Genomic DNA, 22050 nt, shown 5'->3' with positions numbered 1-22050 from the left:
GAAGATGCTGCCAAGAGCCAATAAAAAACCCGCTGCGACCGCAGCGGGTTGTCTTCGTCAGTCCGTGTACCCCGAATCTCAGGAACGGCCGGCGAGGCGGTTCCACCAGCCGCCACGCTTCGGGCGGTCCGGATCGGGCTCCGTCAGCACGACGGCGACCGGCTCTTCGGCCTTTCGGGGCGCCGGGGCGGATTCCGGCTCGCTCTGGACGGTGGCTTCCGGCTCGGAAGCAGGCGGTGTAGCCGGAGCAGGCTGGCCTTCGGCTTCGGTCGCTGCGGCCTCGGCAGGTGCCGCGCCGTCCTCGCCGATCGGCACGACCTTCTTCCGCGAGCGGCTGCGCTTCGGCTTTTCGGCCGGAGCCGCCTCGGCGGGAGGAGCCTCGGACGCGGCCTCAGCGGTCTCTGTCGCCTCCACAGCGGCGGCCTTCGGCTTGCGAGCCCGGCTACGCTTGGGCTTCGGCGCCTCGGTCTCGGTGGCCTCGATCGCGGGCGCCGGCTCCTCCGTCACGATCGTGACGTTGAGCGTCTCGGCCTGTTCCCCGGCCTCGTCGTCGCTATCCTCGCCTTCATCGCCGTCTTCGGCATCGCCTTCGGACTGACCGGCCTCGAGCGACTGGCCCTGGCCGTCGCGCTCGCCGCCACGCCGACGTCGACGCCGACGCCGACGCTTGCGGTTACCGTCGCGATCGGTTTCGCCCCGCTCGCCCTGGGTCTCGCCCGCGACGGCCTCGCCATCGGTGTCCTCATCGCTGTCGCCGACTTCGGCGCCCAGTGCCGCAGCCTCGGCGGCGGCATCGAGAGCCTCCTCGTCGAGGTCGGCGGTGATCGTCTCGGCCTTGAACGGTGTCGCGATCACGCGGCCCTCGTCGCCGACGAACTCGCCGCGCTCGACTTCGAAGTAGCGGGTGCCGAGCAGGGTCGCGTCGGTCGCGATCATGATCGCGATGCCGAAGCGGGCTTCGAGTTCGGACAGATGAGCGCGCTTGTGGTTGAGGACGTAGAGCGCGACCTCCGGCCGGGTACGAACCGTCAGGTTGTGCGAATTGCTCTTGATCAGGTTCTCTTCCAGCGCACGCAGGATCTGCAACGACACCGACGAGGCCRAGCGCATCATGCCGGCGCCGGCGCAATGCGGGCAGGGCACCGAGGAGCTTTCCAGTACGCCGGTACGAATGCGCTGGCGCGACATCTCCAGCAGGCCGAAAGCCGAGATGCGTCCCACCTGAATGCGGGCGCGATCGTCCTTCAGGCACTCCTTGATCTTCTTCTCGACCGCCCGGTTGTTCCGGTTCTCCTCCATGTCGATGAAGTCGATGACGATCAGGCCGGCGAGATCGCGCAGGCGCAGTTGGCGGGAGATCTCCTCCGCCGCCTCGAGATTGGTCTTGAGGGCCGTGTCCTCGATGTTGTGCTCGCGGGTCGAGCGCCCGGAGTTGATGTCGATCGCCACCAGAGCCTCGGTCTGGTTGATGACGATATAGCCGCCCGACCGGAGGGTGACCGTGCTGGAGAACATCGCGTCCAGCTGGCTCTCGACGCCGAAGGAGGCGAAAAGCGGCGTCTGCTCGCGGTAGGGCTTCACGCTCTTGGACTGGCTCGGCATGAGCATCCGCATGAAGTCCTTGGCCTCATGATAGGCCTCGTCGCCGGCGACGTGAACCTCGTCGATATCCTTGTTGTAGAGGTCGCGGATCGAGCGCTTGACGAGGTTGCCCTCCTCATAGACCAGCGCCGGCGCGACGGAACCGAGCGTGAGCTCGCGCACGCTTTCCCACATCCGCATCAGGTATTCGTAGTCGCGCCGGATCTCGACCGGCGTCCGCGAGGCGCCTGCCGTGCGCAGGATCAGGCCCATGCCCTCCGGCACCTCCAGCTCCTGCGCAATTTCCTTGAGGCGCTTGCGGTCGTCGGTGTTGGTGATCTTGCGCGAGATGCCGCCGCCCTTGCCGGTGTTCGGCATCAGCACGGAATAGCGGCCGGCCAGCGAGAGATAGGTGGTGAGCGCAGCGCCCTTGTTGCCGCGTTCTTCCTTGACGACTTGGACGAGGATGATCTGGCGGCGCTTGATCACCTCCTGGATCTTGTACTGGCGGCGCGACTGCCGATGCGGACGCTCCGGCATGTCGTCGAGGCCGTCGCCGCCGCCGAGCTGCTCAGGAGCCTCCTCGGCGTCCTCGCCGTGATCTTCGTCGTCTCCCGAATCGTCCTCGGTCGAGCGGCGCGCCTCCGTCTCCGTCGTCTCGGAAACGTTGCCGGCGTGCTCGTCGCTAACCTGTTCGTCGGCAGCGGCTTCATCGGTCGTCTCGAAGGTCAGCGGCGCGGCGTTCTCGGCCGCCTCTTCCGTGGTCGATTCGGCGACGGCCGGCGCGAATTCCTCACCGAAGGCGGGGCCGCCCTCGTTGACCATCGCGGCTTCCTTGCCATCCGTGATGATCGCCTCGCCGGCTTCTGTATCGGGGGCAGCGGCGTCCGTGCCTTCGACGTCGGCGGAAACCGTCTCGTCGGTATGAGCCTTCTTGGCGCGATGATCGCGGTCACCCCGGCGCCCACGGCGGCCGCGCTTCTCGCGCTTCTCCTCGTCGCGATCCTCGTCCCGGTCGGCGCGGGCCTCCTCGGCCATCAGCGCCTGCCGGTCGGCGACAGGGATCTGATAGTAGTCGGGGTGGATTTCGGAGAAGGCGAGGAAGCCGTGGCGGTTGCCGCCATATTCGACGAAAGCCGCCTGAAGCGACGGCTCCACGCGGGTTACCTTGGCGAGGTAGATATTGCCGCGCAGCGGCTTTCGGCTGGCGGATTCGAAATCAAACTCTTCGACGCGCGATCCGCGCACCACCACGACCCGGGTCTCCTCCGGGTGGGTGGCATCGATAAGCATCTTGTTGGCCATCAGAGATTTCCATATGGGCGGCCGCCGAACAGCACCGTGCGGCCGCGGACATGCGTCCGTCGCCGCGGGCCGAAGCGCCGCCAGACCGGCGCGAGCCGGCATGTTGCAGGGGGGAAGTTGAGATCTGAACGGAAAGGCGGGCGGGGACGGCGGCGCGAGCGAAATGCCCGGCGCGTTCCCGCAGCTCTTGACGATACGTCGATGAAACGAGCGTCGTCGTTTGCCCCGCCATCTGCCCTGACCTGCGACGGACCCGCCTTGACGACAGGGCACATCGCGTTTGCACGCTCGCAAGACAGGGGAGGGTTGCAGACACACGCTAACCCGGCCCGACCGTCTGCGGACGATCTGTTGCGGCTTGCCCCTCGCCTTCGCCCCCTGGAGGACGACGCACGCCTGCTCCCGGACGCCGACGGATTGTTCGATCCGGATGTGTCACATGGGCAGGCTGCAGGGCAGCCAAGTCCCATTACAGATAGGTGACCGTGATTTGCAAGTCACATCGCAACGGCATCGCGCCTCGTGCATGGCCGCCTTGGTTCACCGGTCAAACACGGCATGGTAACCGGCTGTTAGGAACTCGCCGCAATATGGTTAAGCGTTGGTGACGACAGACAGGATTTTGCAGCTGTTCTCCCACTTTCCCCGAGCTGAAGCGGGCCATGGCCTGGCTGCGCTGGATGGCTGGAAGCTGCGTGTGATAGCGCGCCTGACGGCGTTGCCGGGCGTGCTCCTGGTCGTCGCCGGATGCTGGTGGGGGCAGTTGGCCCAGGCCGAACCAAGGCCGCAGAGCGAATTGCCGGTCGCGACCGATGCCAGAATGGAGCAGCAGGGCGAGACGGTGCGATTGACCATGGCGCTGTCGGCTGTGGTGCCGGTCGAGGCCTGGGTGCAGGCGACACCCGACCGGGTCATCGTCGAATTGCCCTCGACGAATTTTCAGATCCAGCCCAGCGCGCGCAAGAGCGCCGGCTTCGTCTCCGCTTATCGCTACGGCCTGTTCACGGCGGACAAGGCCCGGATCATCATCGACCTCGCCCAGCCGGCCATCGTCGGAAAGGTCGAGGTGAAGCCGATGCGGGGCGGGTTCGGTGAGCTTTCTCTCGAATTGAAGAAGGTAGGACGCGCCGAATTCCTCGCGGAAGCGGCGAAGACCCGAAAATCAGAGACCGTCGCTCTCCCGGCGCCCGCCCCGGAGTCGAGTGGCCGGGCACGCCGCACCATCGTCATCGACCCCGGCCATGGCGGCATCGACCCCGGCACGGTGGTAGCGTCCATCGCGGAGAAATCCGTGGTTCTGGGCTTCGGCCAGGCGCTCAAGGAGCAGCTCGAGGCCTCCGGCCGCTATCGCGTCGTGATGACTCGCGACGAGGATCGTTTTGTCTCGCTGTCCGACCGCGTCCGTATTGGGCAAGACCAGAAAGCCGATCTCTTCATCTCGATCCACGCAGATTCGCTGACGCAGGCGCAGGATGTGCGCGGCGCGACCGTCTATACCCGCTCCGAGCGCGCGACGGACGCCGAGGCCGCCAAGCTCGCCGCCAAGGAGAACGAGGCCGATTCGGCAGCAGGGATGGAAACAAGCGAGGAGGTGCAGGACGTGGCCGGCATCCTCATGGATCTCTCGCGACGAGAAACGCGCACCTTCTCCGGCGTTTTCGCCCGCAACCTCGTCGAGAAGATGGGGGCTTCGGTGAAGATGCACAAAATTCCGCTGCGCTCCGCACGATTCTGGGTGTTGAGTGCGCCTGACGTGCCATCCGTGCTGATCGAGCTCGGCTATATGTCCAGCCCCAAGGATGCCGCGCTATTGACATCGAACGAATGGCGCGGGAAGGCGGTCGCAGCTGTGGGGACGGCCGTCGACGAGTATTTTGCGCGCGAGCGGGCATCGGTCGGTCAGGCTGCCGAAGCTCGACAGTAACGCCGGATGGCCGACCCATTCTCGACGGACCGGCACAGGCGCAATCACCTGCCGTTGTGGTCGGGAAGCCACGGTTCCGCCATCAGCGTCATGTTATAGGTCGACGTTGCGACGCGCCCTGATTTGGTGCCGGCGGCTGTCGAAATTTGAGGTCCAGGGCCAGAAATGCGGTTTATCCTGCGAATCTTCGGATGGCTGTTCGCAGCCGGCGCGATCGCCTTCATGATCGGCGCTGCCGTCGTCGGCGGTGTGATCTGGCATTACTCGCAGGATCTCCCCGACTACGCGCAACTGCGGAACTACGAGCCGCCGGTGATGACCCGCGTGCATGCCGGCGACGGCAGCCTGATCGCGGAATATGCCCGCGAGCGCCGGCTCTATCTGCCGATTCAAGCGGTACCGAAGTTGATCATCGACGCCTATATCTCGGCCGAGGACAAGGATTTCTACACCCATATGGGCATCGACCCGAAGGGTCTGATCCGCGCCGCGATTTCGAACTACCGCAACCGCAGTGCCAATCGTCGGCCGCAGGGCGCCTCGACCATCACGCAGCAGGTCGCGAAGAACTTCTTCCTGAGCCCCGAGCAGTCGATCGAGCGCAAAATCCGCGAGGCGCTCGTCGCGCTGAAGCTCGAATCGACCTATTCCAAGGACAAGATCCTCGAACTCTATCTCAATGAAATTTACCTGGGCGCTCCGGCTCCCGGCCTCGGCAGCTATGGCATCGCGGCTGCCGCGCTGAACTATTTCGGCAAGTCCGTGCATGAGCTGAACCTGCAGGAGGCCGCCTACCTTGCGGCGCTTCCGAAGGCGCCGACAGACCTCCAGCCTTACCGCAACGCCGACCGCGCGATCGAGCGCCGCAACTACGTGATCGATCGCATGGTCGAGAACGGCTACGTCAAGCGCGACGTCGGCGAAGTCGCCAAGAAGCAGCCGCTCGGCGTTAACCCTCGCCAGGTCTCGCCGAACCAGATCGCGGCCGGGTATTTCGCCGAGGAGATTCGCCGCGAGCTTCAGGATCGCTATGGCGAGAAGAAGCTGCTCGAAGGCGGCCTTTCGGTGCGCGCCACCGTCGACCCCAAGATCCAGCTGATGGCTCGCAAGGCGCTGGTCGACGGCCTGGTGCGCTTCGACGAGGCGCGCGGCTGGCGCGGTCCGGTTCAGAAGCTCGATATCGCCGGCAAGGACTGGGGTCAGGTCGTCGGCGAATTGCCCGTGCTCGGGGACGTGTCGCCCTGGCGGTTGGCGGTGGTGCTGGAATCGTCCGGCGACAGCGCCAAGCTCGGCCTGCACCCGCTGCGCGACAATTCCGGCGCCCTGAACAAGAAGCGCGAGATCGTTACGCTGGCCGCCGACGGCATCAAGTGGACTCGCCGCGCCCGTGTCTCGCAGACGGTGTCGGCCGGCGACGTGGTCTATATCGAGCCGATCGAGAGCAGGCCGGGCTATGCCCGCCTGCGCCAGCTGCCCGAGGTCAACGGCGCCATCACCGTGATGGACCCGTTCTCCGGCCGCGTGCTGGCGATGGTCGGCGGCTTCAGCCACGACCAGTCGGAGTTCAACCGCGCGACGCAGGCGATGCGGCAGCCCGGCTCCTCCTTCAAGCCGTTCGTCTATTCGACGGCGCTGGACAACGGCTACACGCCGTCGAGCATCATTCTCGATGCCCCCATCGAAATCGATCAGGGGCCCGGCATCGGGATGTGGCGGCCTGAGAATTTTGACGGCAAATGGAGCGGCCCCCGCACGCTGCGCTACGGCATCCAGTTCTCGAAGAACCTGATGACGGTGCGCCTCGCCAAGGATGTCGGCATGCCGTTGATCGCGGAATATGCCCGCCGATTCGGCATCTATGACGATCTGCAGCCAGTGCTCTCGATGGCACTTGGTGCCGGCGAGACGACCGTCATGCGGATGGTGGCGGCTTATTCGATGCTCGTGAACGGCGGCAAGCGCATCCGCCCGACGCTGATCGACCGGATTCAAGACCGCTACGGCGCCTCGATCTTCAAGCACGACCAGCGGGTCTGCGAGGGCTGCAACGCCGACAAGTGGGGCAACCAGACCGAGCCGCGTCTGATCGACAACCGCGAACAGGTCATCGACCCGTTGACGGCCTATCAGATGGTCTCGATCCTCGAAGGCGTGGTCAATGCCGGCACGGCGACCGTGGTCAAGGCCGTCGGCAAGCCGCTCGCCGGCAAGACCGGCACGACCAACGACGCCAAGGATGTCTGGTTCTGCGGCTTCTCACCGGACCTCGCGGCCTGCATCTATATGGGCTTCGACAAGCCGAAGTCGCTCGGTACTTCGGCGACAGCCGGCCAGTACGCCGCGCCGATTTTCCGCGATTTCATGACAGCGGCCTTGAAGGACAAGCCGGCGACGCCGTTCCGCGTCCCGGCCGGCATCAAGCTGATCCGCGTCGATCCCAAGACCGGGATGCGCGCGGGCGGGGAGGGCGGCATCCTCGAGGCTTTCAAGCCGGGCACCGCTCCGCCTGACAGTTATTCGGTGATCGGCGCCTCCGCCGGCGACGGCAGCACGCCTTTCGGCGTCGCGCCGGGCGCCCGGCCGATCGGATCGGGGACCGGCGGGCTGTATTGAGCGATCAGTTGCTCGCCGCTTGCCTTTCGCGTCATTGCGAGCGCAGCGAAGCCATCCAGGAGAGCTAGACGCGACGTTCGGTCCAATTCCCTGGGTTGTTTCGCCGCTCCCCTCCTCGCAAGGGCGGTTCGGCTCGATCCGCGGTGCGCCGGGGCGTTTACAGGAAACGCTTTCGCCCCTATCTCAACGCCCCGACAAGAACAGCGCCACGGAAGGCGGACTTAAGATCATGAGACCCGAGATCCAAACGCAGCTCGACAACGCCAAGCAGTCGATTGGACTGCTGAGGAGGCATCTTTGACTGGGATCAGGCCCAGCGACGTCTCGCCGAACTGAACGCTCTTTCCGAGGGGCCCGATTTCTGGAACGATGCCGAAGCCGCGCAGAAGCTGATGCGCGAGCGCACGGGTCTGGAAACCCAGATCGAGGGCATCACCAAACTCGAACGCGATCTCGACGATGCGCTGACGCTGATCGAGCTCGGCGAGATGGAGGATGACGCAGCCACCGTCGCCGAGGGCGAACAGGGCATCAAGGGCATTCAGGACGAGGCCGCTCGCTTGCAGGTTGAGACCCTGCTCTCGGGTGAGGCCGACATGCTCGACACCTATATCGAGATCCATCCCGGCGCCGGCGGAACCGAAAGCCAGGATTGGGCCGAAATGCTGCTGCGCATGTATCGGCGCTGGGGCGAGCGGCGGAAGTTCAAGGTCGAGACGCTCGAATATCAGGATGGCGACACGGCCGGTATCAAATCGGCGACCCTCCAGTTCAAGGGCCACAATGCCTATGGCTGGCTGAAGACGGAATCGGGCGTGCACCGGCTGGTGCGGATCTCGCCATTCGATTCGAACGCCCGGCGCCAGACTTCCTTCGCCTCGGTCTGGGTCTATCCCGTCGTCGATGATCGTATCGTCATCGACATCAACGAGTCGGATTGCCGGATCGACACCTATCGCGCACAGGGCGCCGGCGGCCAGCACATCAACACAACCGACTCGGCGGTGCGCATCACCCATATTCCGTCAGGCATCGCGGTCTCCTGCCAGCAGGAACGTTCGCAGCACAAGAACAAGGCCAAGGCCTGGGATATGCTGCGGGCTCGGCTCTACGAGGTCGAGCTGAAGAAACGCGAGGATAAGGCAAACGCCGAGCAGGCCTCAAAGACCGATATCGGCTGGGGTCACCAGATCCGCTCCTATGTGCTGCAGCCCTATCAGCTTGTGAAGGATCTGCGCACCGGCGTCAGTTCGACGGCGCCGTCCGATGTGCTGGATGGTGCGCTCGATCCGTTCATGGAAGCGTCGCTCGCGCAGCGCGTCTACGGCACGGAAGTCGAGGTCGAGGATATCGACTGAAGCTTCGGCGCCATAGGCGCCGTCTCAGGCGCTGTCTCAAGCCACATGTTCGGGTCGTGCCCGAGCATGTGGTGGGTCGTTAGCCTAGGATTCCCGCCAGCTTCGCGCCGGCCTTCAGGAAGCGCGTCGGATCGACGGGCTCTTCGTTGATGCGGGTCTCGTAGTGCAGATGCGGCCCGGTCGACCGTCCGGTCGAGCCGACCTTGCCGAGCACGCTACCGGCCTTCACGACCTGCCCGATCGAGACCGAAATCGCCGACATGTGGGCGTAGCGGGTGCTCAGGCCATTCGCGTGCTCGATCTCGACCATATTGCCGTAGCCGCCATTATAGTCGGCGGTCACGACTTTGCCTGGTGCGGTCGCGAGAATCGCCGAGCCCGGCTCGGCCCGGAAATCGACGCCCGTATGCATCGCGAGCCCGCGCGTGAACGGATCGGTGCGATAGCCATAGTTCGAGGTGAAGTCGTGGTCGCCGCCCATCGGCCGCGCGAGCGGCATCTGCGCGACGATGCCCTTGAGGCGGATCAGCGATGCCAGGCGGGGCTGGATATCGTTGATGGCCGCGCCGAAGGGGCCGGCCGAGCCATCCAGCTTGACCGGTACGAAGGGACCGCCCGTGCCGCCATCGGCGGGCGCGGATGCCGCCATCCGGTCGATGTTCAGGCCGGTCTCGGCGAGCGCCACCTTCAGCTTGACCTGCGTGTCGGACAGCTTGTCGTCCATTTCTTTCAACGCCGCCAGCTGCGCATCGGAGCTTCGGCCCATCGCCTCGTCCAGACGCACCAGGCTCGCCGCCACACGCTTCGCGGGCGGCTCGGGCGGGGCGGCTTCTCCGGACTGCCAGCCGCCGACGGCTTCCGCCGAACTCGGGCGCATCGGCACTGTAGGCTGCTCGGGCGCAGGGGTCGGTTTGCCCGGCAGGAGAGGGGCGAAGCTGGTGACACCCGAGGCGCGGATCGGTTCGTCGGGCTTGGCGATGCGCGCGCGCAGCGGCAGCTTGTTTGCGGGCGCGATGCCGTTGGTCTGCAGAATGTCGGCGAGCGCGCTCACCAGAGACTGGCGCGATTCCAGCTCGGCCTGACGCGTCGCCAATTCGTCGACGCGCGATTCAACGCCATCCTGATCGAGCAGCGCCTTGCTGGCGTAGCGGTCGATATCGGCACGAAGCGATGCGATACGATCCTCATACGCGTATTGACGGCTCGTCTCGCGAGCGATCATTCGCGCGGCCAGATCGTCCTTGCTCAGGATGTACCAGCCGGATGTGCCAGCGCAGGCCGTCATCAGGGCCAGCCAGCCGAGGCCGAGCAGCATCGTGGAACGGCGGACCGTATAGGTCTGGTGGACGATCAAGCCTGCGGCCGGAAGGGCCGGGGCGGGAGATGACTGATGATGCATACGCGGGACCGGAAGTTACGCTGCCGATTTCGCCATCAGACATTGTTAGGGTTAATCTTTCGCAAATCCGACGTCGGTCCGAGTTGAACATCGCATTCGCGCGGGGAGCCTCGCCGCTGAGGCCCCGCGGGAGAACCGGCGGGCCTGGTGTTCATAGCGTCCGGGCCGCCTCCAGAACGTCCTGCGCGTGGCCTGGGACCTTCACCTTGCGCCAGATCCGCGCGATACGGCCTTGTGCATCGATCAGGAAGGTCGAGCGTTCCAGGCCCATATAGCTGCGGCCATACATGCTCTTCTCGACCCATATTCCATAAGCTTCCGCCAAGGCCTGACTCTCGTCGGCAAGGAGCGTCAGGGCGAGGTCGTGCTTCTGCTTGAAGCGATCGTGGCGTTTGGCAGGGTCCGGCGAGACGCCGACGACCACCGCGCCGCAGGCCTCGAAATCGGCGCGAAGCCGGTTGAACTCGATCGCCTCCTGCGTGCAGCCCGGCGTGTCGTCCTTGGGATAGGCGTAGAGCACCAGCTTGCGGCCTTTGAAATCCGAGAGCGATATCGTGCTCCCGCCGTCGCGCGGCAGAGTGAAATCGGGGGCGATATCGCCTTCCTGAACGGGCATAGCTGCCTTCCTTTCGTCGCCTTCACCGGGCATGGACCGATCTGCCGCATGGCAAGGCCGGGGGCGGCAAAATCGGTCGATGGAACAGGCGGCCCCCCGCGGGGTTGCCGAATCGCATCGTCAGGCCACATCGACATCCTGCCGTCTCCGGACGTTGCGGCAAGGGGCATCCTCGCCCTTCGTCACATCAGCAGATGCCCCGGAAGGACCACGCGGATTTTGTCTGAGCGTGAAGCAGGAACGGCGGCAGCGGGCGAGGGCAAGTTCTCTGCCCAGGAAACATCTGCCGGGCAGGAAAAGCCATGCGACACCGCGGTCGTGAAGGCACGCGCACGCGCCGGCCTGGCGACCATTTGTGTGGCGGTCGTGGTGGCGGTTCTGGTTCTCGCGGGTTCGGCGGTCACCCTGCTGATCACGGGCATTGTCCCTTTGTCTGGGCTGGAAGGCCGCATTTCAGCGGCCATCGCCGACCGGCTGGGCCCGGACTGGACAGTCGAGGCGGGTTCGGCGGAGCTTGGTCGCATCGATGGCCACTCGCAGCTCCGGGTGCGTCAGGTCGCGTTCCGCAATAGCGGCGGCGCTGTCATTCGGGCGCCGGAAGCGATCCTCGGTTACGACCCCCTTGCATTGCTTCGCGGCGATATCCGGCTGACCTCCGTCGATCTTCGCGGCGTCAATGTGCGCCTGGGTGTCGACAAAGCGGGAGCGCTCATCGTCAACGCCGACTCTGCGCCGGCCGAGGCTCCGGCCACGCCAAGCCTGCCCGATGCGGCCCAGTGGAATGCTTTTACTGGCATCATGGGTGCCATCTCGTCGCTCGCGAAGGGCGATGGACTGCTCGGGTCGCTCGAAACCGCCGGCATGAACGGGGCCCGCCTCGCGCTGGTCGATCCCGAAGGGCGCCAGACCGCGGGGCTGGAAGATGTCGAGATCAGACTGAGCCGAAGCGGCGAGAAGGTCACGCGCCTCACGATGAAGGGGCGCACCGGCCAGCGCTGGAAGGAAATGGCCGTCGATCTGTCGACCGAGGCAGATGGCACCCAGCGCGCCGACATCGACATCCGCCGCTTCGAGCCAGCCGAGGTCGTCGCCCTGGCGTTCGGCACCGGCGGCGCGCAGCTCGAAGGCCTGCCGATGCAGGGCAAGGCGACGCTCAGGCAGACGCCGGACGGCAAGAAGTCGATGACCGCAACGCTCGACGTGCAAGGCGGCACGATTCGCTTCCCGCATGACGATCCGCCGGCCTTGACGCTCGATGGAGCTCATCTGGAGGTCGCGAGTGCCGATGATCTCAGCCAGCTGACGATCACGCAGGCCCGGCTTGACGCCAGCGCCCTGCATTTAAGCGCCACGGGCTCGCTCGGCGAGGAGAATGGCGGCTGGCGGCTCAAGCTGCAGGCCAAGGGACAGCTCGCCGGTCTCGACAATGATCCGCCAGTCACGGTCGATCGGCTCGATATGGCGGCAAAGCTCGACCCGGCCGACGCCTCTCTTTCGATCGATTCGATGGCGCTGCGAGGCCCCAATACCACCGTCGACCTGACCGGTTTTATCCAGAAGGTCGGCGAATCGCCGATGCAACGCTTCCATGTCGAAGCACGCGATTCTGACGCGCGCGCTCTGCTGGCCATTTGGCCTGGCTTCACCTCGCGCGACGCCCACGACACGCTGCGCCGCCAACTCGTCTCGGGACGGATGAAATCCGTGGTCGTGGACCTCGATCTTCCGGCGGCCGATCACGCCAGGCTCGTGCACGGCGCGGGCATGCCGGAATCGGCTCTGAAAGTGACGATCGACGGCGACATGATCCGCTATATGCCCGATCCCGGCCTGCCGCCGCTCAACGATTCGGTGGTGAACGGCAAGGTCTCGGGCCGTTCAGTCCAGCTTGCGATCGGGGGCGCGACGGCCGATCTTGGCGGCGGACGCAGCCTGCAGATGAGCGAGGGTTCGTTCCTGATCCCCGATTTCTGGGTTCATCGATCGCCGGCCACTATCGGCTTCCGAGCAGCGGGCTCGCTGGAGGCGCTGACCGCGCTGCTTGGCTTCCCCGCGCTGAAGAATTTCAGCCCCGGCAAGCTCGATCCCGCGGCTCTCAAAGGCTCGGCGGACCTGAAAGTCGGCGTTACGTTGCCGTTGGCACCCGACGTCAAGCCGGACGAGATCGTGATTTCGGGCAGCGGGAATCTGTCCAATGTCGCCTCCGACACCCTGCTCGGCACCGAAAAGCTCGAGGCCGGCAATTTCACCACGAGCTTCGACCGCAATGGACTTGTGCTGCGAGGAGACGCTCGCGTCGGTGGCGACAAGAGCCAGATCGAGATCAGGCAGAATGCCAAGGGGCAGGGCGAGGCCACGCTGCAACTGGCGTTGGACGCTGCCGCGCGTCAGCGGCGAGGCTTTGGCGCCGACGCCGGCATCACCGGCACGCTGCCGGTCAAGGTCACCAAGACCTTCGGCAAAGGGGCCGATGGCAAGGCGATGGATGCCAAAAGCGCCGACGCGCCGCCCCGCATCGAGGTCGATCTCACCAAGGTCGGGCTCGATGCGCCCATTCCGGGCCTGAGCAAACCGGCGGGAAAACCCGGCAAGCTCTCCTTCACCTATGTGATCTCGAATGATGGGCCTGATCTGGAGGATTTCGCTCTCGACGCTGGCACGGCGCTGATCAAGGGCCGACTCGAGCTCGACAAGAAGAACGGTTTGGAAAGCGCCAGCTTTTCGCAGTTCCGGCTCTCGCCCGGCGATAACCTGAAGCTCGATGCGAAGCGTGACGGCAGCGTGACCAAGCTCACGATCCGTGGCGCTGTCGCCGATCTGCGCCCCTTCATCAAGGATGCGCAAAGCGGTTCGAGCCAGGCGCCCAGGATCGACCGCGGCAACGCGCAGGCGCAGCGCGGCGGCGACGTGGATGTCGATCTCGATGTGCCGATACTCACCGGCTTTAACAGTGAGGCGATCACCAGCGGCACGCTGAAGTTCTCCCGGCGCGGGGGCGAGATCCGCTCGCTCAATTTTCAGGGACGCATCGGCAAGGCCGATGTGACGGCACGGCAGGCGAAGGCAAACGATAAACTCGTCGTGCAGTCCGAGAACGGCGGCTCCCTGCTGCGCTTCGTCGACCTGTACAACCGGGCCTATGGCGGCGATCTCGTCTTGACGATGGGTGGAGGCGAGAGCCAGAGCGGCGACCTGCTCTATCGCAATTTCATCGTGCGAAACGAGCCCGCGCTGAAGCGCGTCGTGGCATCGCAGCCGGCCGCTGCACCGGGCGAGGGTAGTCCCAGCGCCCCGCCGCGTGTGGATGTCGCGGATGTCGAGTTCACCAAGCTGCGGGCCGAGTTCACGCGCTCGGCCAGCCGGCTCGACGTGTCCGAGATGGTGATCTGGGGTCAGCAGGTCGGCTTTACGGCGCAGGGCCACATCGACTACGGCCGCGATAAGGTCGATATCGGCGGCACCTTCGTTCCGGGCTATGCTTTCAACAATGCCTTCGCGCAAGTGCCGGTCGTCGGCGCATTACTGGGTGGCGGCAGCCAGTATGGCGGGCTGTTTGCAGTAAACTTCCGGATTGCCGGCGCGGCAAGCGCTCCGACGATGTCGATCAATCCGCTATCCGCGATCGCGCCGGGCATCCTGCGCCGCTTCGTGGATCCGCTTGGCGGGGCACCGGCGCAGCAGCCGATCCAGCCGCCGCAGCCGCGCCAGCCCGCTGTGCGCCCCTAAGCGATCTTCATTCCGGACGCAGAAGGATATGCTTCTTCTTGCCGAAGGAGAGCTTGATCACGCCGTCCGATGACAGATCGGCGAGCCCCAGACTCGCTCGCTCGTCGGTGACGACGGCGTCGTTGACGCGCAGGCCGCCGGCCTTGACCTGACGCCGGGCTTCGCTGCTCGAAGGCACGAGCCCCGCCTTGACGAAGGCATTGAGCACGCCAAGCCCGGGCTCCAACTCAGCGCGCGCCAGCGTGATGCTCGGCAGGTCGGCAGCGGTCTCACCCTCCTCGAAGGTCTTGCGCGCGGTTTCCGCGGCGGCCTCCGCTGCCTCGCGCCCATGCACGATGGCGGTGATTTCTGTCGCCAGCACCTTCTTGGCCTCGTTGATCTCCGACCCGCCGAGGCCCGCCAGTCTGGCGATCTCGCTCAAGGGCAGGCGCGTGAACACCTTGAGGAAGCGGCCGACATCTGCATCCTCGGTATTGCGGAAATACTGCCAGAAATCATAGGGGCTGAAGACGTCGGCGTTCAGCCAGACGGCGCCGTTCGCCGTCTTGCCCATCTTGGCGCCGGACGAGGTCGTCAGCAGCGGCGTGGTCACGCAATACAGCTGCGGCCCGCCCATCCGGTGCGAGAGATCGACGCCGTTGATGATGTTGCCCCACTGGTCGGAGCCGCCCATTTGCAGGCGGCAGCCATGGCGCCGGTTGAGCTCCGTGAAATCGTAGCCCTGCATGATCATGTAGTTGAACTCGAGGAACGACAGCGACTGCTCGCGGTCGAGCCTCAGCTTCACCGAATCGAACGAGAGCATGCGGTTTACCGAGAAATGCCGGCCGACATCGCGCAGGAACTCGACATAGTTCAGCTTCAGCAGCCAATCGGCATTGTTGGCCATCATCGCGTCGGTCGGCCCTTCGCCATAGCGCAGGATGCGGCCGAAGACCCGCTTGATACTCTCGATGTTGGCGGCGATCTCCTCGACCGTCAGCAGCTTGCGCTGGTCGTCGCGGAAGGACGGATCGCCCACCATGGAGGTGCCGCCGCCCATCAGCGTGATAGGCCGATGCCCGGTCTCCTGGAACCAGTACAGCATCGTCAGCGAGATCAAATTGCCGATATGGATCGAGGTCGCCGTCGCGTCGTAGCCGACATACGCGGTCTGCGTGCCCTGGCGGCAGAGCGCGTCGAGACCGGCCGGATCGGACACCTGATGGATCAGGCCGCGCTCGTCGAGCACGCGCAGGAAATCGGACTTGTAGGTGGTCATGGGATCGATCTCGTCGGGACTGACAGTTGTCGTCTCGTCATGGTCGGCCTTGTGTCGACCATCCACGTCTTCGCTGGTCGAACGTCGTGTCCAAGACGTGGATTCTCGCCACAAGGGCGAGAATGACGGAGGAGACGATAGCCGCTCAGACCTTTTCCTGCTCGCTCTTCAGGGTCTCGGGCCCGACCTTGCGGTCGAGATAGACGCCGACCTGCTCCATCAGCACATCGACCTTGCCGTCGAAGAAGTGGTTGGCGCCCTCGACCACCGTATGCTCGATCTGGATGCCCTTCTGGGTCTTCACCTTCTCGATCACCGCCATCACCTCCTTGACCGGCGCGACCCGATCCTCCGATCCGTGGACGAACAGGCCCGAGGACGGGCAGGGCGCCAGGAAGGAGAAGTCGTAGCGGTTGGCCATCGCCGCGATCGACATGAAGCCTTCGATCTCGGGGCGGCGCATCAGAAGCTGCATGCCGATCCAGGCGCCGAAGGAGACGCCGGTGATCCAGCAGCTCTTCGCTTCGGGGTTCAGTGCCTGCATCCAGTCGAGCGCGGCGGCAGCGTCCGAAAGCTCGCCGGCGCCATGGTCGAAATGGCCTTGGCTGCGGCCGACGCCGCGGAAGTTGAAGCGCAGTGCCGAAAAGCCGCGATTCACGAAGGTGTAGAACAGGTTGTAGACGATCTGGTTGTTCATCGTCCCGCCGAATTGCGGGTGCGGGTGCAGGATGATCGCCAGCGGCGCGCCTCGCTTCTTGGCCGGCTGGTAGCGGCCCTCGATCCGCCCTGCGGGCCCGTTGAAAATAACCTCTGGCATCGTCTCACCGCTTCTTGCGGCAGCGCTGGCATGCAGCCGGGCGTCGCGGCAATTGCCCCGAGAAGCCCGTGCTGCCTTGACGGCACCACCCTCCGCGCCCTAGATATCAAGCGCTTAGAATTATTCTAACAGCCGTGAACAAGTCGGGAACACTCGATATCCCGCTGCGAACCGGCCGGTTCTGATGGGCGGCTATAGCACAGCGCAGTGGTGCGATTTCAAGCATTTCGTCGCGATCGCAGCGGGATGGCTTGGATCGTACCGGGATAGCATGACGGAGCAGGCAGGAACTTGACGGCAGGACGCGCCTATCTCGACCACAACGCCACCACCCCGGTCCGGTCCGAGGTCGTGGAGGCGATGATGCGCGCGCTGTCTCTGCCCGGTAACCCGTCTTCGGTGCATGGCGAGGGCCGCGCTGCCCGGACCGTCATCGAACAGGCGCGCGAGCAGGTCGCAGCGCTGGCGGGCGCAAGAGCGGCGAATGTCGTCTTCACCGGCAGCGGCACGGAGGCGAACGCTACGGTGCTGTCGCCGGGCTTGATGGCTTGCGACGGTGGGCGCGACTGCGTTCGCACGCCCGCATCGCGGCTTCTCGTCAGCGCGACCGAGCATGGCTGCGTCATCGAGGGACATCGTTTCCCGGCATCGGCCGTCGATCTGCTTCCCGTCGATCGCTCAGGACTCGTCGATCTTGAATGGCTGGATGCGCGCCTTGCTCGTCTGGCCGCCGAGCAGCCGGGCGCACGGGCACTGGTTTCGATCCATCTTGCCAATAATGAGACCGGCGTTATCCAGCCGATCGCCAAGGCGGCGGAGATCGTGCATCGCCGCGGCGGGCTGCTGCATAGCGACGCCGTGCAAGCGGCCGGCAAGATTCCGCTCGATATCGCCTCGCTCGGCGCCGATGTGTTGACGCTCTCCGCACACAAGCTCGGCGGCCCCAAAGGCATCGGCGCGATCGTCTTCCGCACCGGCACGCTCGAACTCGCCGACAAGCTGCTGCGCGGCGGCGGGCAGGAGCGGGGCTGGCGCGCCGGCACCGAGAACCTGCCGGGCATCGCCGGCTTTGGAGCGGCGGCTGCCATCGGCCGCAAAGGGCTCGACACTGAAGTGGCGCGGATCGGCACGCTTCGCGACCGGCTGGAAAGCGGGGTTCTGGCGCTGGCGCCCACTACTGCGATCTTCGGCGTGTCGTCTCCCCGCCTGCCCAACACCAGTTCCTTCGCAACCCCCGGTTTCAAGGCCGAGACAGCCCTGATCAAGCTCGACCTTGCGGGCATTGCGCTGTCCTCCGGCTCGGCCTGCTCGTCGGGCAAGGTCAAGCGTTCGCATGTGCTCGATGCCATGAAAATCGACCCTGCCATGAGCGCCGGGGCCTTGCGTGCTTCGCTCGGATGGACCACCTGCGAGGCGGACATCGATCTCTTTCTCGCGGCCTACGCTCAGCTCGTCGCCGCGCAATCCGATCGGGAAGCCCGGGCAGCCGCCTGACGCATTCCGCAACACGAAGACCAAACCGGCGGGCCTTGAACCCGCACTGGAGACTATGAAATGGCAGCGGTCCAGGAGACCATCGATCAGGTCAAGTCGATCGACGTGACCGAGTATAAATACGGCTTCGTCACCGAAATCGAAGTCGACAAGCCGGCCAAGGGCCTGACCGAGGACACGGTCCGCTACATCTCGGCGCGCAAGAACGAGCCGGCATGGATGCTGGAATGGCGTCTCGACGCCTTCCGCCGCTGGAAGACGATGACCGAGCCGACCTGGTCGCGCGTCAACTATCCGCCGATCAACTACCAGGACATCTACTATTACGCCGCGCCGAAAATGGGCGCCGACCCGAAGTCGCTCGACGAGGTCGATCCGGCGATCCTCGAGACCTACAAGAAACTCGGTATACCCCTGCGCGAGCAGGAAATCCTTGCCGGCGTCGCTCCGGAGAACCGCGTCGCGGTCGATGCGGTGTTCGACTCCGTTTCGGTGGTGACCACCTTCAAAAAGGAGCTGGCCCAGGCCGGCGTGATCTTCTGCTCGATCTCGGATGCGATCCAGGAGCATCCCGAGCTGATCAAGAAGTACCTCGCTACCGTTGTGCCGGTGACGGACAATTATTTTGCGACGCTGAACTGCGCGGTCTTCACCGACGGCTCCTTCGTCTACATCCCCAAGGGCGTTCGCTGCCCGATGGAGCTGTCGACTTATTTTCGCATCAACGAGCAGAACACCGGCCAGTTCGAGCGCACGCTGATCATCGCCGAAGAGGGCTCCTATGTGAGCTATCTCGAAGGTTGCACAGCGCCCAAGCGCGACGAGAACCAGCTTCATGCGGCCGTGGTCGAGCTGATCGCGCTGGACGATGCCGAGATCAAATACTCGACCGTGCAGAACTGGTATCCGGGCGATGCCGAGGGCAAGGGCGGCATCTACAACTTCGTCACCAAGCGCGGTGACTGCCGTGGCAAAAACTCGAAGATTAGCTGGACGCAGGTTGAGACAGGCTCGGCGATCACTTGGAAATACCCGTCTTGTATCCTGCGCGGCGACGGCTCGCGCGGCGAGTTCTATTCGATCGCGGTATCGAACGGCGCCCAGCAGGTCGATAGCGGCACCAAGATGCTGCATCTCGGCAAGAACACGACGTCCAAGATCATTGCCAAGGGCATCGCGGCCGGCAAGTCCGACTCGACCTATCGCGGCATCGTTTCGGCGCATCGCAAGGCGACGAACGCACGCAACTTCACCAATTGCGACTCGCTGCTGATCGGCGACCAGTGCGGCGCCCATACCATCCCCTACATCGAGGCCAAGACCGCGACCGCGATCTTCGAGCACGAGGCCACCACCTCCAAGATCGGCGAAGACCAGATGTTCTACTGCCAGCAGCGCGGCCTCTCCGAGGAGGAGGCGGTGGCGCTGATCGTCAACGGCTTCGTCAAGGAGGTGCTGCAGCAGCTCCCGATGGAGTTCGCCGTCGAGGCACAGAAGCTGATTACGATCTCGCTGGAAGGCTCGGTCGGCTAGCTCTCCGTCATGGTCGGGCTTGTCCCGACCATCCACGTCTTTCTTTCTTACGTTCAAGTCGTGGATGCTCGGCACAGGGCCGAGCATGACGCGGCGGAAATCCGGACCTGAAACCATGCTCGAAATTCGCAATCTCGTCGTCAAGATCGCCGACGAGGACAAGCAGATCCTCAATGGCCTGAACCTCACCGTGAACGACGGCGAGGTTGCCGCGATCATGGGGCCCAACGGCTCCGGCAAGTCGACACTGAGCTATGTCATCGCCGGCAAGGAGGACTACGAGGTCCTCGACGGCGAAATCCTGCTGAACGGCGAAAACGTGCTGGAGATGGAGGCCGACGCGCGTGCCGCCGCCGGCATCTTCCTCGCCTTCCAGTATCCGCTGGAGATCCCCGGCGTCGCCACCATGACCTTCCTGAAGGCGGCGATGAATGCGCAGAGGCGTGCGCGGGGAGAGAGCGAACTCCTGACTCCGGACTTCATCAAGCAGGTCAATGCGGCGGCCGATGCCTTGAGCATCGATAAGGCCATGCTGCGCCGGCCGCTCAATGTCGGCTTCTCCGGCGGCGAGAAGAAGCGCATGGAAATTTTGCAGATGGCGCTGCTCTCGCCGACGATGTGCATCCTCGACGAGACCGATTCCGGCCTCGATATCGATGCCCTTCGGATCGTCGCGGACGGTGTCAATCGCCTTCGCGCCGCTAACCGCGGCTTCCTCGTCATCACTCACTATCAGCGCCTGCTCGACCACATCGTGCCCGACACCGTGCACGTCATGTCGAAGGGTCGAATCGTGAAGACCGGCGGCAAGGAACTGGCGCTTGAGCTCGAGAAGAGCGGCTACGCGGCCTATGGGGAGGCCGCTTGATGGCGATCGTCACCACGCTGAAGACGCCGGCCGAACAGACGCTCATTCAGCAATTTGCCGGGGCGAAGGCCGAGTTGCCGGGTGGCCCGGCCGTGCGCAAGCTTCGTGAGGATGCCTTCGCCGGCTTCGAAGCCAAGGGTTTGCCACATCGCAGGCTCGAATCCTGGCGCTATACCGATCTGCGCAGCCTGTTGCGCGAAGCGCAGCCGCTGGCTGCTGGCGCCAGCCGTACCGAGGCAGTCAAGAGCCGGTTGGCGGCGCTGAAGCTGGACGGATTGCGGCTCGTGCTGGTCGACGGCGCCTTTGCGCCTGAGCTGTCGACGCTGGATTCCATTCCCGAAGGCGTTTCCGTACATTCGCTCGCCGAGGCGTTGGTTTCGTCGCGAGACGATCTCGGCCGCATCCTCGCCGGCCCGGTGGTCGGTGCCGATGATATGGGGCTGGCCCTGAATACGGCTCTGATGCGCGATGGCGTTTTCGTCGAGATCGCGGACAGCGTCGAGCTGGCGCAGCCCATCGTCATCGTCGCGCTCGCCTCCGGTGAAACCGAGCGTGCGGTCTTCCATCGCTCGGTCGTGCTCGCCGGCAAGGGTGCCAAGGGGACGATCGTCGAGGTCAGCGAGACAGCCGGGGCCGCCGCACAGCAGCTCAACGGCGCGATCGTCTTCGAGACCGGCGACGAAAGCGAGATTCAGCACATCCGGCTCGTCACCCGCCAGCAGGCGGCGACGGTCGAGGTCCAAAGCCTTCTCGCCACCGTCGGTGGGCAGGCCAAGTTCGATTCCTTCGCGCTGGTCTGCAATGCCGGGACGCTGCGCCAGCAGTATTTCGTCCGCTATGCCGGCGAGCACACCGAAATCGGCCTGCGCGGCGTCAACCTGTTGGGCCAGGCGCAGCACTCGGACGTGACACTGATCGTGGACCACGCCGTGCCGCACGGCACCAGCCGCGAACTGTTCAAGACGATCGCTGGCGGCGAGTCGACCGGCGTCTTCCAGGGCAAAGTCGTGGTGCGCCAGCACGCGCAGAAGACCGACGGCAGCATGAAGAGCAATGCGCTCCTCCTCAACGAGGGCGCGACCATGTTCAACAAGCCCGAGCTGGAAATTTTCGCCGACGACGTGGTCTGCGGCCATGGCGCGACGGTCGCGCAGATCGACAGCGAGCAGTTGTTTTATCTGATGGCGCGCGGTTTGCCGCGATCGCAGGCCGAGGCCCTGGTGCTCCAGGCCTTCGCCGGCGAGGCGGTCGAGTTCATCGGTGACGAGAACGTGCGCGCGCTGGTGATGGAAGAGGTCGAGGCTTGGCTGCACGCTCGCCAACTCGCCGCTGAGGTGAGCACCGTCTGATGCCCTACATCAATCTCCAGATCACGAAGGGCGCGACCCGCGAACAGAAGGCGCGGATCGTCCAGGAATTCACCGAGACCTTGGTTAAGGTACTCGGCAAGAAGCCCGAGAATACGCACATCGTGATTCAGGAGATCGAGCGTGAGGATTGGGGGCATGGCGGGGTGCTCGTCGCCAACCGCCAGCCAGCTCCCGGAAAGGCGTGA

Annotated in this window: 14 protein-coding genes; 9 read left to right on the top strand and 5 right to left on the bottom strand. The window is 64.8% G+C overall.

The annotated features are described in order from the left end of the window. Positions 1–78: 78 nt before the first annotated feature. A complete protein-coding gene (locus tag AC1DR6_RS03470) occupies positions 79–2886 on the bottom strand; it encodes an Rne/Rng family ribonuclease (RefSeq protein ID WP_476827770.1) in 2808 nt (935 codons plus the stop codon). 622 nt (positions 2887–3508) lie between these two features. Here AC1DR6_RS03470 and AC1DR6_RS03465 point away from each other — a divergent pair. The 3 genes from AC1DR6_RS03465 (at position 3509) to prfB (ending at position 8781) form a co-directional block, all read left to right on the top strand. Further along, positions 3509–4810 carry an N-acetylmuramoyl-L-alanine amidase gene (locus AC1DR6_RS03465; protein WP_476827769.1) on the top strand — a complete coding sequence of 434 codons (1302 nt, stop codon included), beginning with the start codon at positions 3509–3511 and terminating at the stop codon, positions 4808–4810. A gap of 165 nt (positions 4811–4975) precedes the next feature. Then, complete coding sequence (locus AC1DR6_RS03460; protein ID WP_476827768.1) at positions 4976–7423, top strand: penicillin-binding protein 1A; 2448 nt, start codon at positions 4976–4978, stop codon at positions 7421–7423. Between the two features lie 229 nt (positions 7424–7652). Beyond that, a protein-coding gene (prfB, locus tag AC1DR6_RS03455; protein WP_476827767.1) for a peptide chain release factor 2 occupies positions 7653–8781 on the top strand; the annotation gives its coding sequence in 2 pieces (ribosomal slippage) (positions 7653–7721 and positions 7723–8781; 1128 coding nt in all). Between the two features lie 79 nt (positions 8782–8860). On the opposite strand, the gene AC1DR6_RS03450 is transcribed toward prfB, so the two are convergent. Both AC1DR6_RS03450 and bcp read right to left on the bottom strand, forming a co-directional pair. Beyond that, positions 8861–10135 (bottom strand): M23 family metallopeptidase, encoded by a 1275-nt coding sequence (locus AC1DR6_RS03450; RefSeq protein ID WP_476827766.1) that lies wholly within the window; start codon positions 10133–10135, stop codon positions 8861–8863. Between the two features lie 196 nt (positions 10136–10331). Further along, the gene (gene bcp, locus AC1DR6_RS03445) at positions 10332–10796 is read right to left on the bottom strand and encodes a thioredoxin-dependent thiol peroxidase (protein WP_476827765.1); all 465 of its coding nucleotides are present in this window, start codon (positions 10794–10796) and stop codon (positions 10332–10334) included. Positions 10797–11114: 318 nt separating this feature from the next. Here bcp and AC1DR6_RS03440 point away from each other — a divergent pair, with 318 nt between their 5' ends. Next, the gene (locus AC1DR6_RS03440) at positions 11115–14522 is read left to right on the top strand and encodes a hypothetical protein (RefSeq protein ID WP_476827764.1); all 3408 of its coding nucleotides are present in this window, start codon (positions 11115–11117) and stop codon (positions 14520–14522) included. Between the two features lie 7 nt (positions 14523–14529). Here the strand turns inward: AC1DR6_RS03440 and tyrS are convergent, their stop codons facing one another. After that, a complete protein-coding gene (gene tyrS, locus AC1DR6_RS03435; RefSeq protein WP_476827763.1) occupies positions 14530–15783 on the bottom strand; it encodes a tyrosine--tRNA ligase in 1254 nt (417 codons plus the stop codon). Between the two features lie 145 nt (positions 15784–15928). Continuing rightward, positions 15929–16600, bottom strand: a complete 672-nt coding sequence (locus AC1DR6_RS03430) for an alpha/beta hydrolase (protein WP_476827762.1) — start codon at positions 16598–16600, stop codon at positions 15929–15931. A gap of 291 nt (positions 16601–16891) precedes the next feature. Here AC1DR6_RS03430 and AC1DR6_RS03425 point away from each other — a divergent pair, with 291 nt between their 5' ends. The 5 genes from AC1DR6_RS03425 to AC1DR6_RS03405 all read left to right on the top strand — a co-directional run bounded on the left by AC1DR6_RS03425 (position 16892) and on the right by AC1DR6_RS03405 (position 22050). After that, positions 16892–18094, top strand: coding sequence for a cysteine desulfurase family protein (locus AC1DR6_RS03425; RefSeq protein ID WP_476827761.1), 1203 nt, complete (start codon positions 16892–16894; stop codon positions 18092–18094). 60 nt (positions 18095–18154) lie between these two features. After that, positions 18155–19627 (top strand): Fe-S cluster assembly protein SufB, encoded by a 1473-nt coding sequence (gene sufB / locus AC1DR6_RS03420; protein WP_476827760.1) that lies wholly within the window; start codon positions 18155–18157, stop codon positions 19625–19627. Positions 19628–19742: 115 nt separating this feature from the next. Continuing rightward, positions 19743–20495, top strand: a complete 753-nt coding sequence (sufC, locus tag AC1DR6_RS03415; protein ID WP_476827759.1) for a Fe-S cluster assembly ATPase SufC — start codon at positions 19743–19745, stop codon at positions 20493–20495. Beyond that, positions 20495–21844 (top strand): Fe-S cluster assembly protein SufD, encoded by a 1350-nt coding sequence (gene sufD, locus AC1DR6_RS03410; RefSeq protein ID WP_476827758.1) that lies wholly within the window; start codon positions 20495–20497, stop codon positions 21842–21844. Before sufC ends, sufD begins: the two co-directional genes overlap by 1 nt. After that, on the top strand, positions 21844–22050 hold the full coding sequence (locus AC1DR6_RS03405; protein ID WP_476827757.1) for a tautomerase family protein: 207 nt from the start codon (positions 21844–21846) through the stop codon (positions 22048–22050). Before sufD ends, AC1DR6_RS03405 begins: the two co-directional genes overlap by 1 nt.

This window comes from Allobosea sp. P5_A5, from assembly GCF_056400625.1.
Note: the sequence above shows the minus strand (reverse complement) of the source record. Positions and strands in the feature narration are given on the sequence as shown.

Excerpts from the sequence above, each read along its gene's own strand:
- AC1DR6_RS03405 (WP_476827757.1), top strand. The coding sequence starts at position 21,844 with ATGCCCTACATCAATCTCCAGATCACGAAGGGCGCGACCCGCGAACAG.
- sufC (WP_476827759.1), top strand. The coding sequence starts at position 19,743 with ATGCTCGAAATTCGCAATCTCGTCGTCAAGATCGCCGACGAGGACAAG.
- sufB (WP_476827760.1), top strand. The coding sequence starts at position 18,155 with ATGGCAGCGGTCCAGGAGACCATCGATCAGGTCAAGTCGATCGACGTG.
- tyrS (WP_476827763.1), bottom strand. The coding sequence starts at position 15,783 with ATGACCACCTACAAGTCCGATTTCCTGCGCGTGCTCGACGAGCGCGGC.
- sufD (WP_476827758.1), top strand. The coding sequence starts at position 20,495 with ATGGCGATCGTCACCACGCTGAAGACGCCGGCCGAACAGACGCTCATT.
- AC1DR6_RS03460 (WP_476827768.1), top strand. The coding sequence starts at position 4,976 with ATGCGGTTTATCCTGCGAATCTTCGGATGGCTGTTCGCAGCCGGCGCG.
- AC1DR6_RS03430 (WP_476827762.1), bottom strand. The coding sequence starts at position 16,600 with ATGCCAGAGGTTATTTTCAACGGGCCCGCAGGGCGGATCGAGGGCCGC.
- bcp (WP_476827765.1), bottom strand. The coding sequence starts at position 10,796 with ATGCCCGTTCAGGAAGGCGATATCGCCCCCGATTTCACTCTGCCGCGC.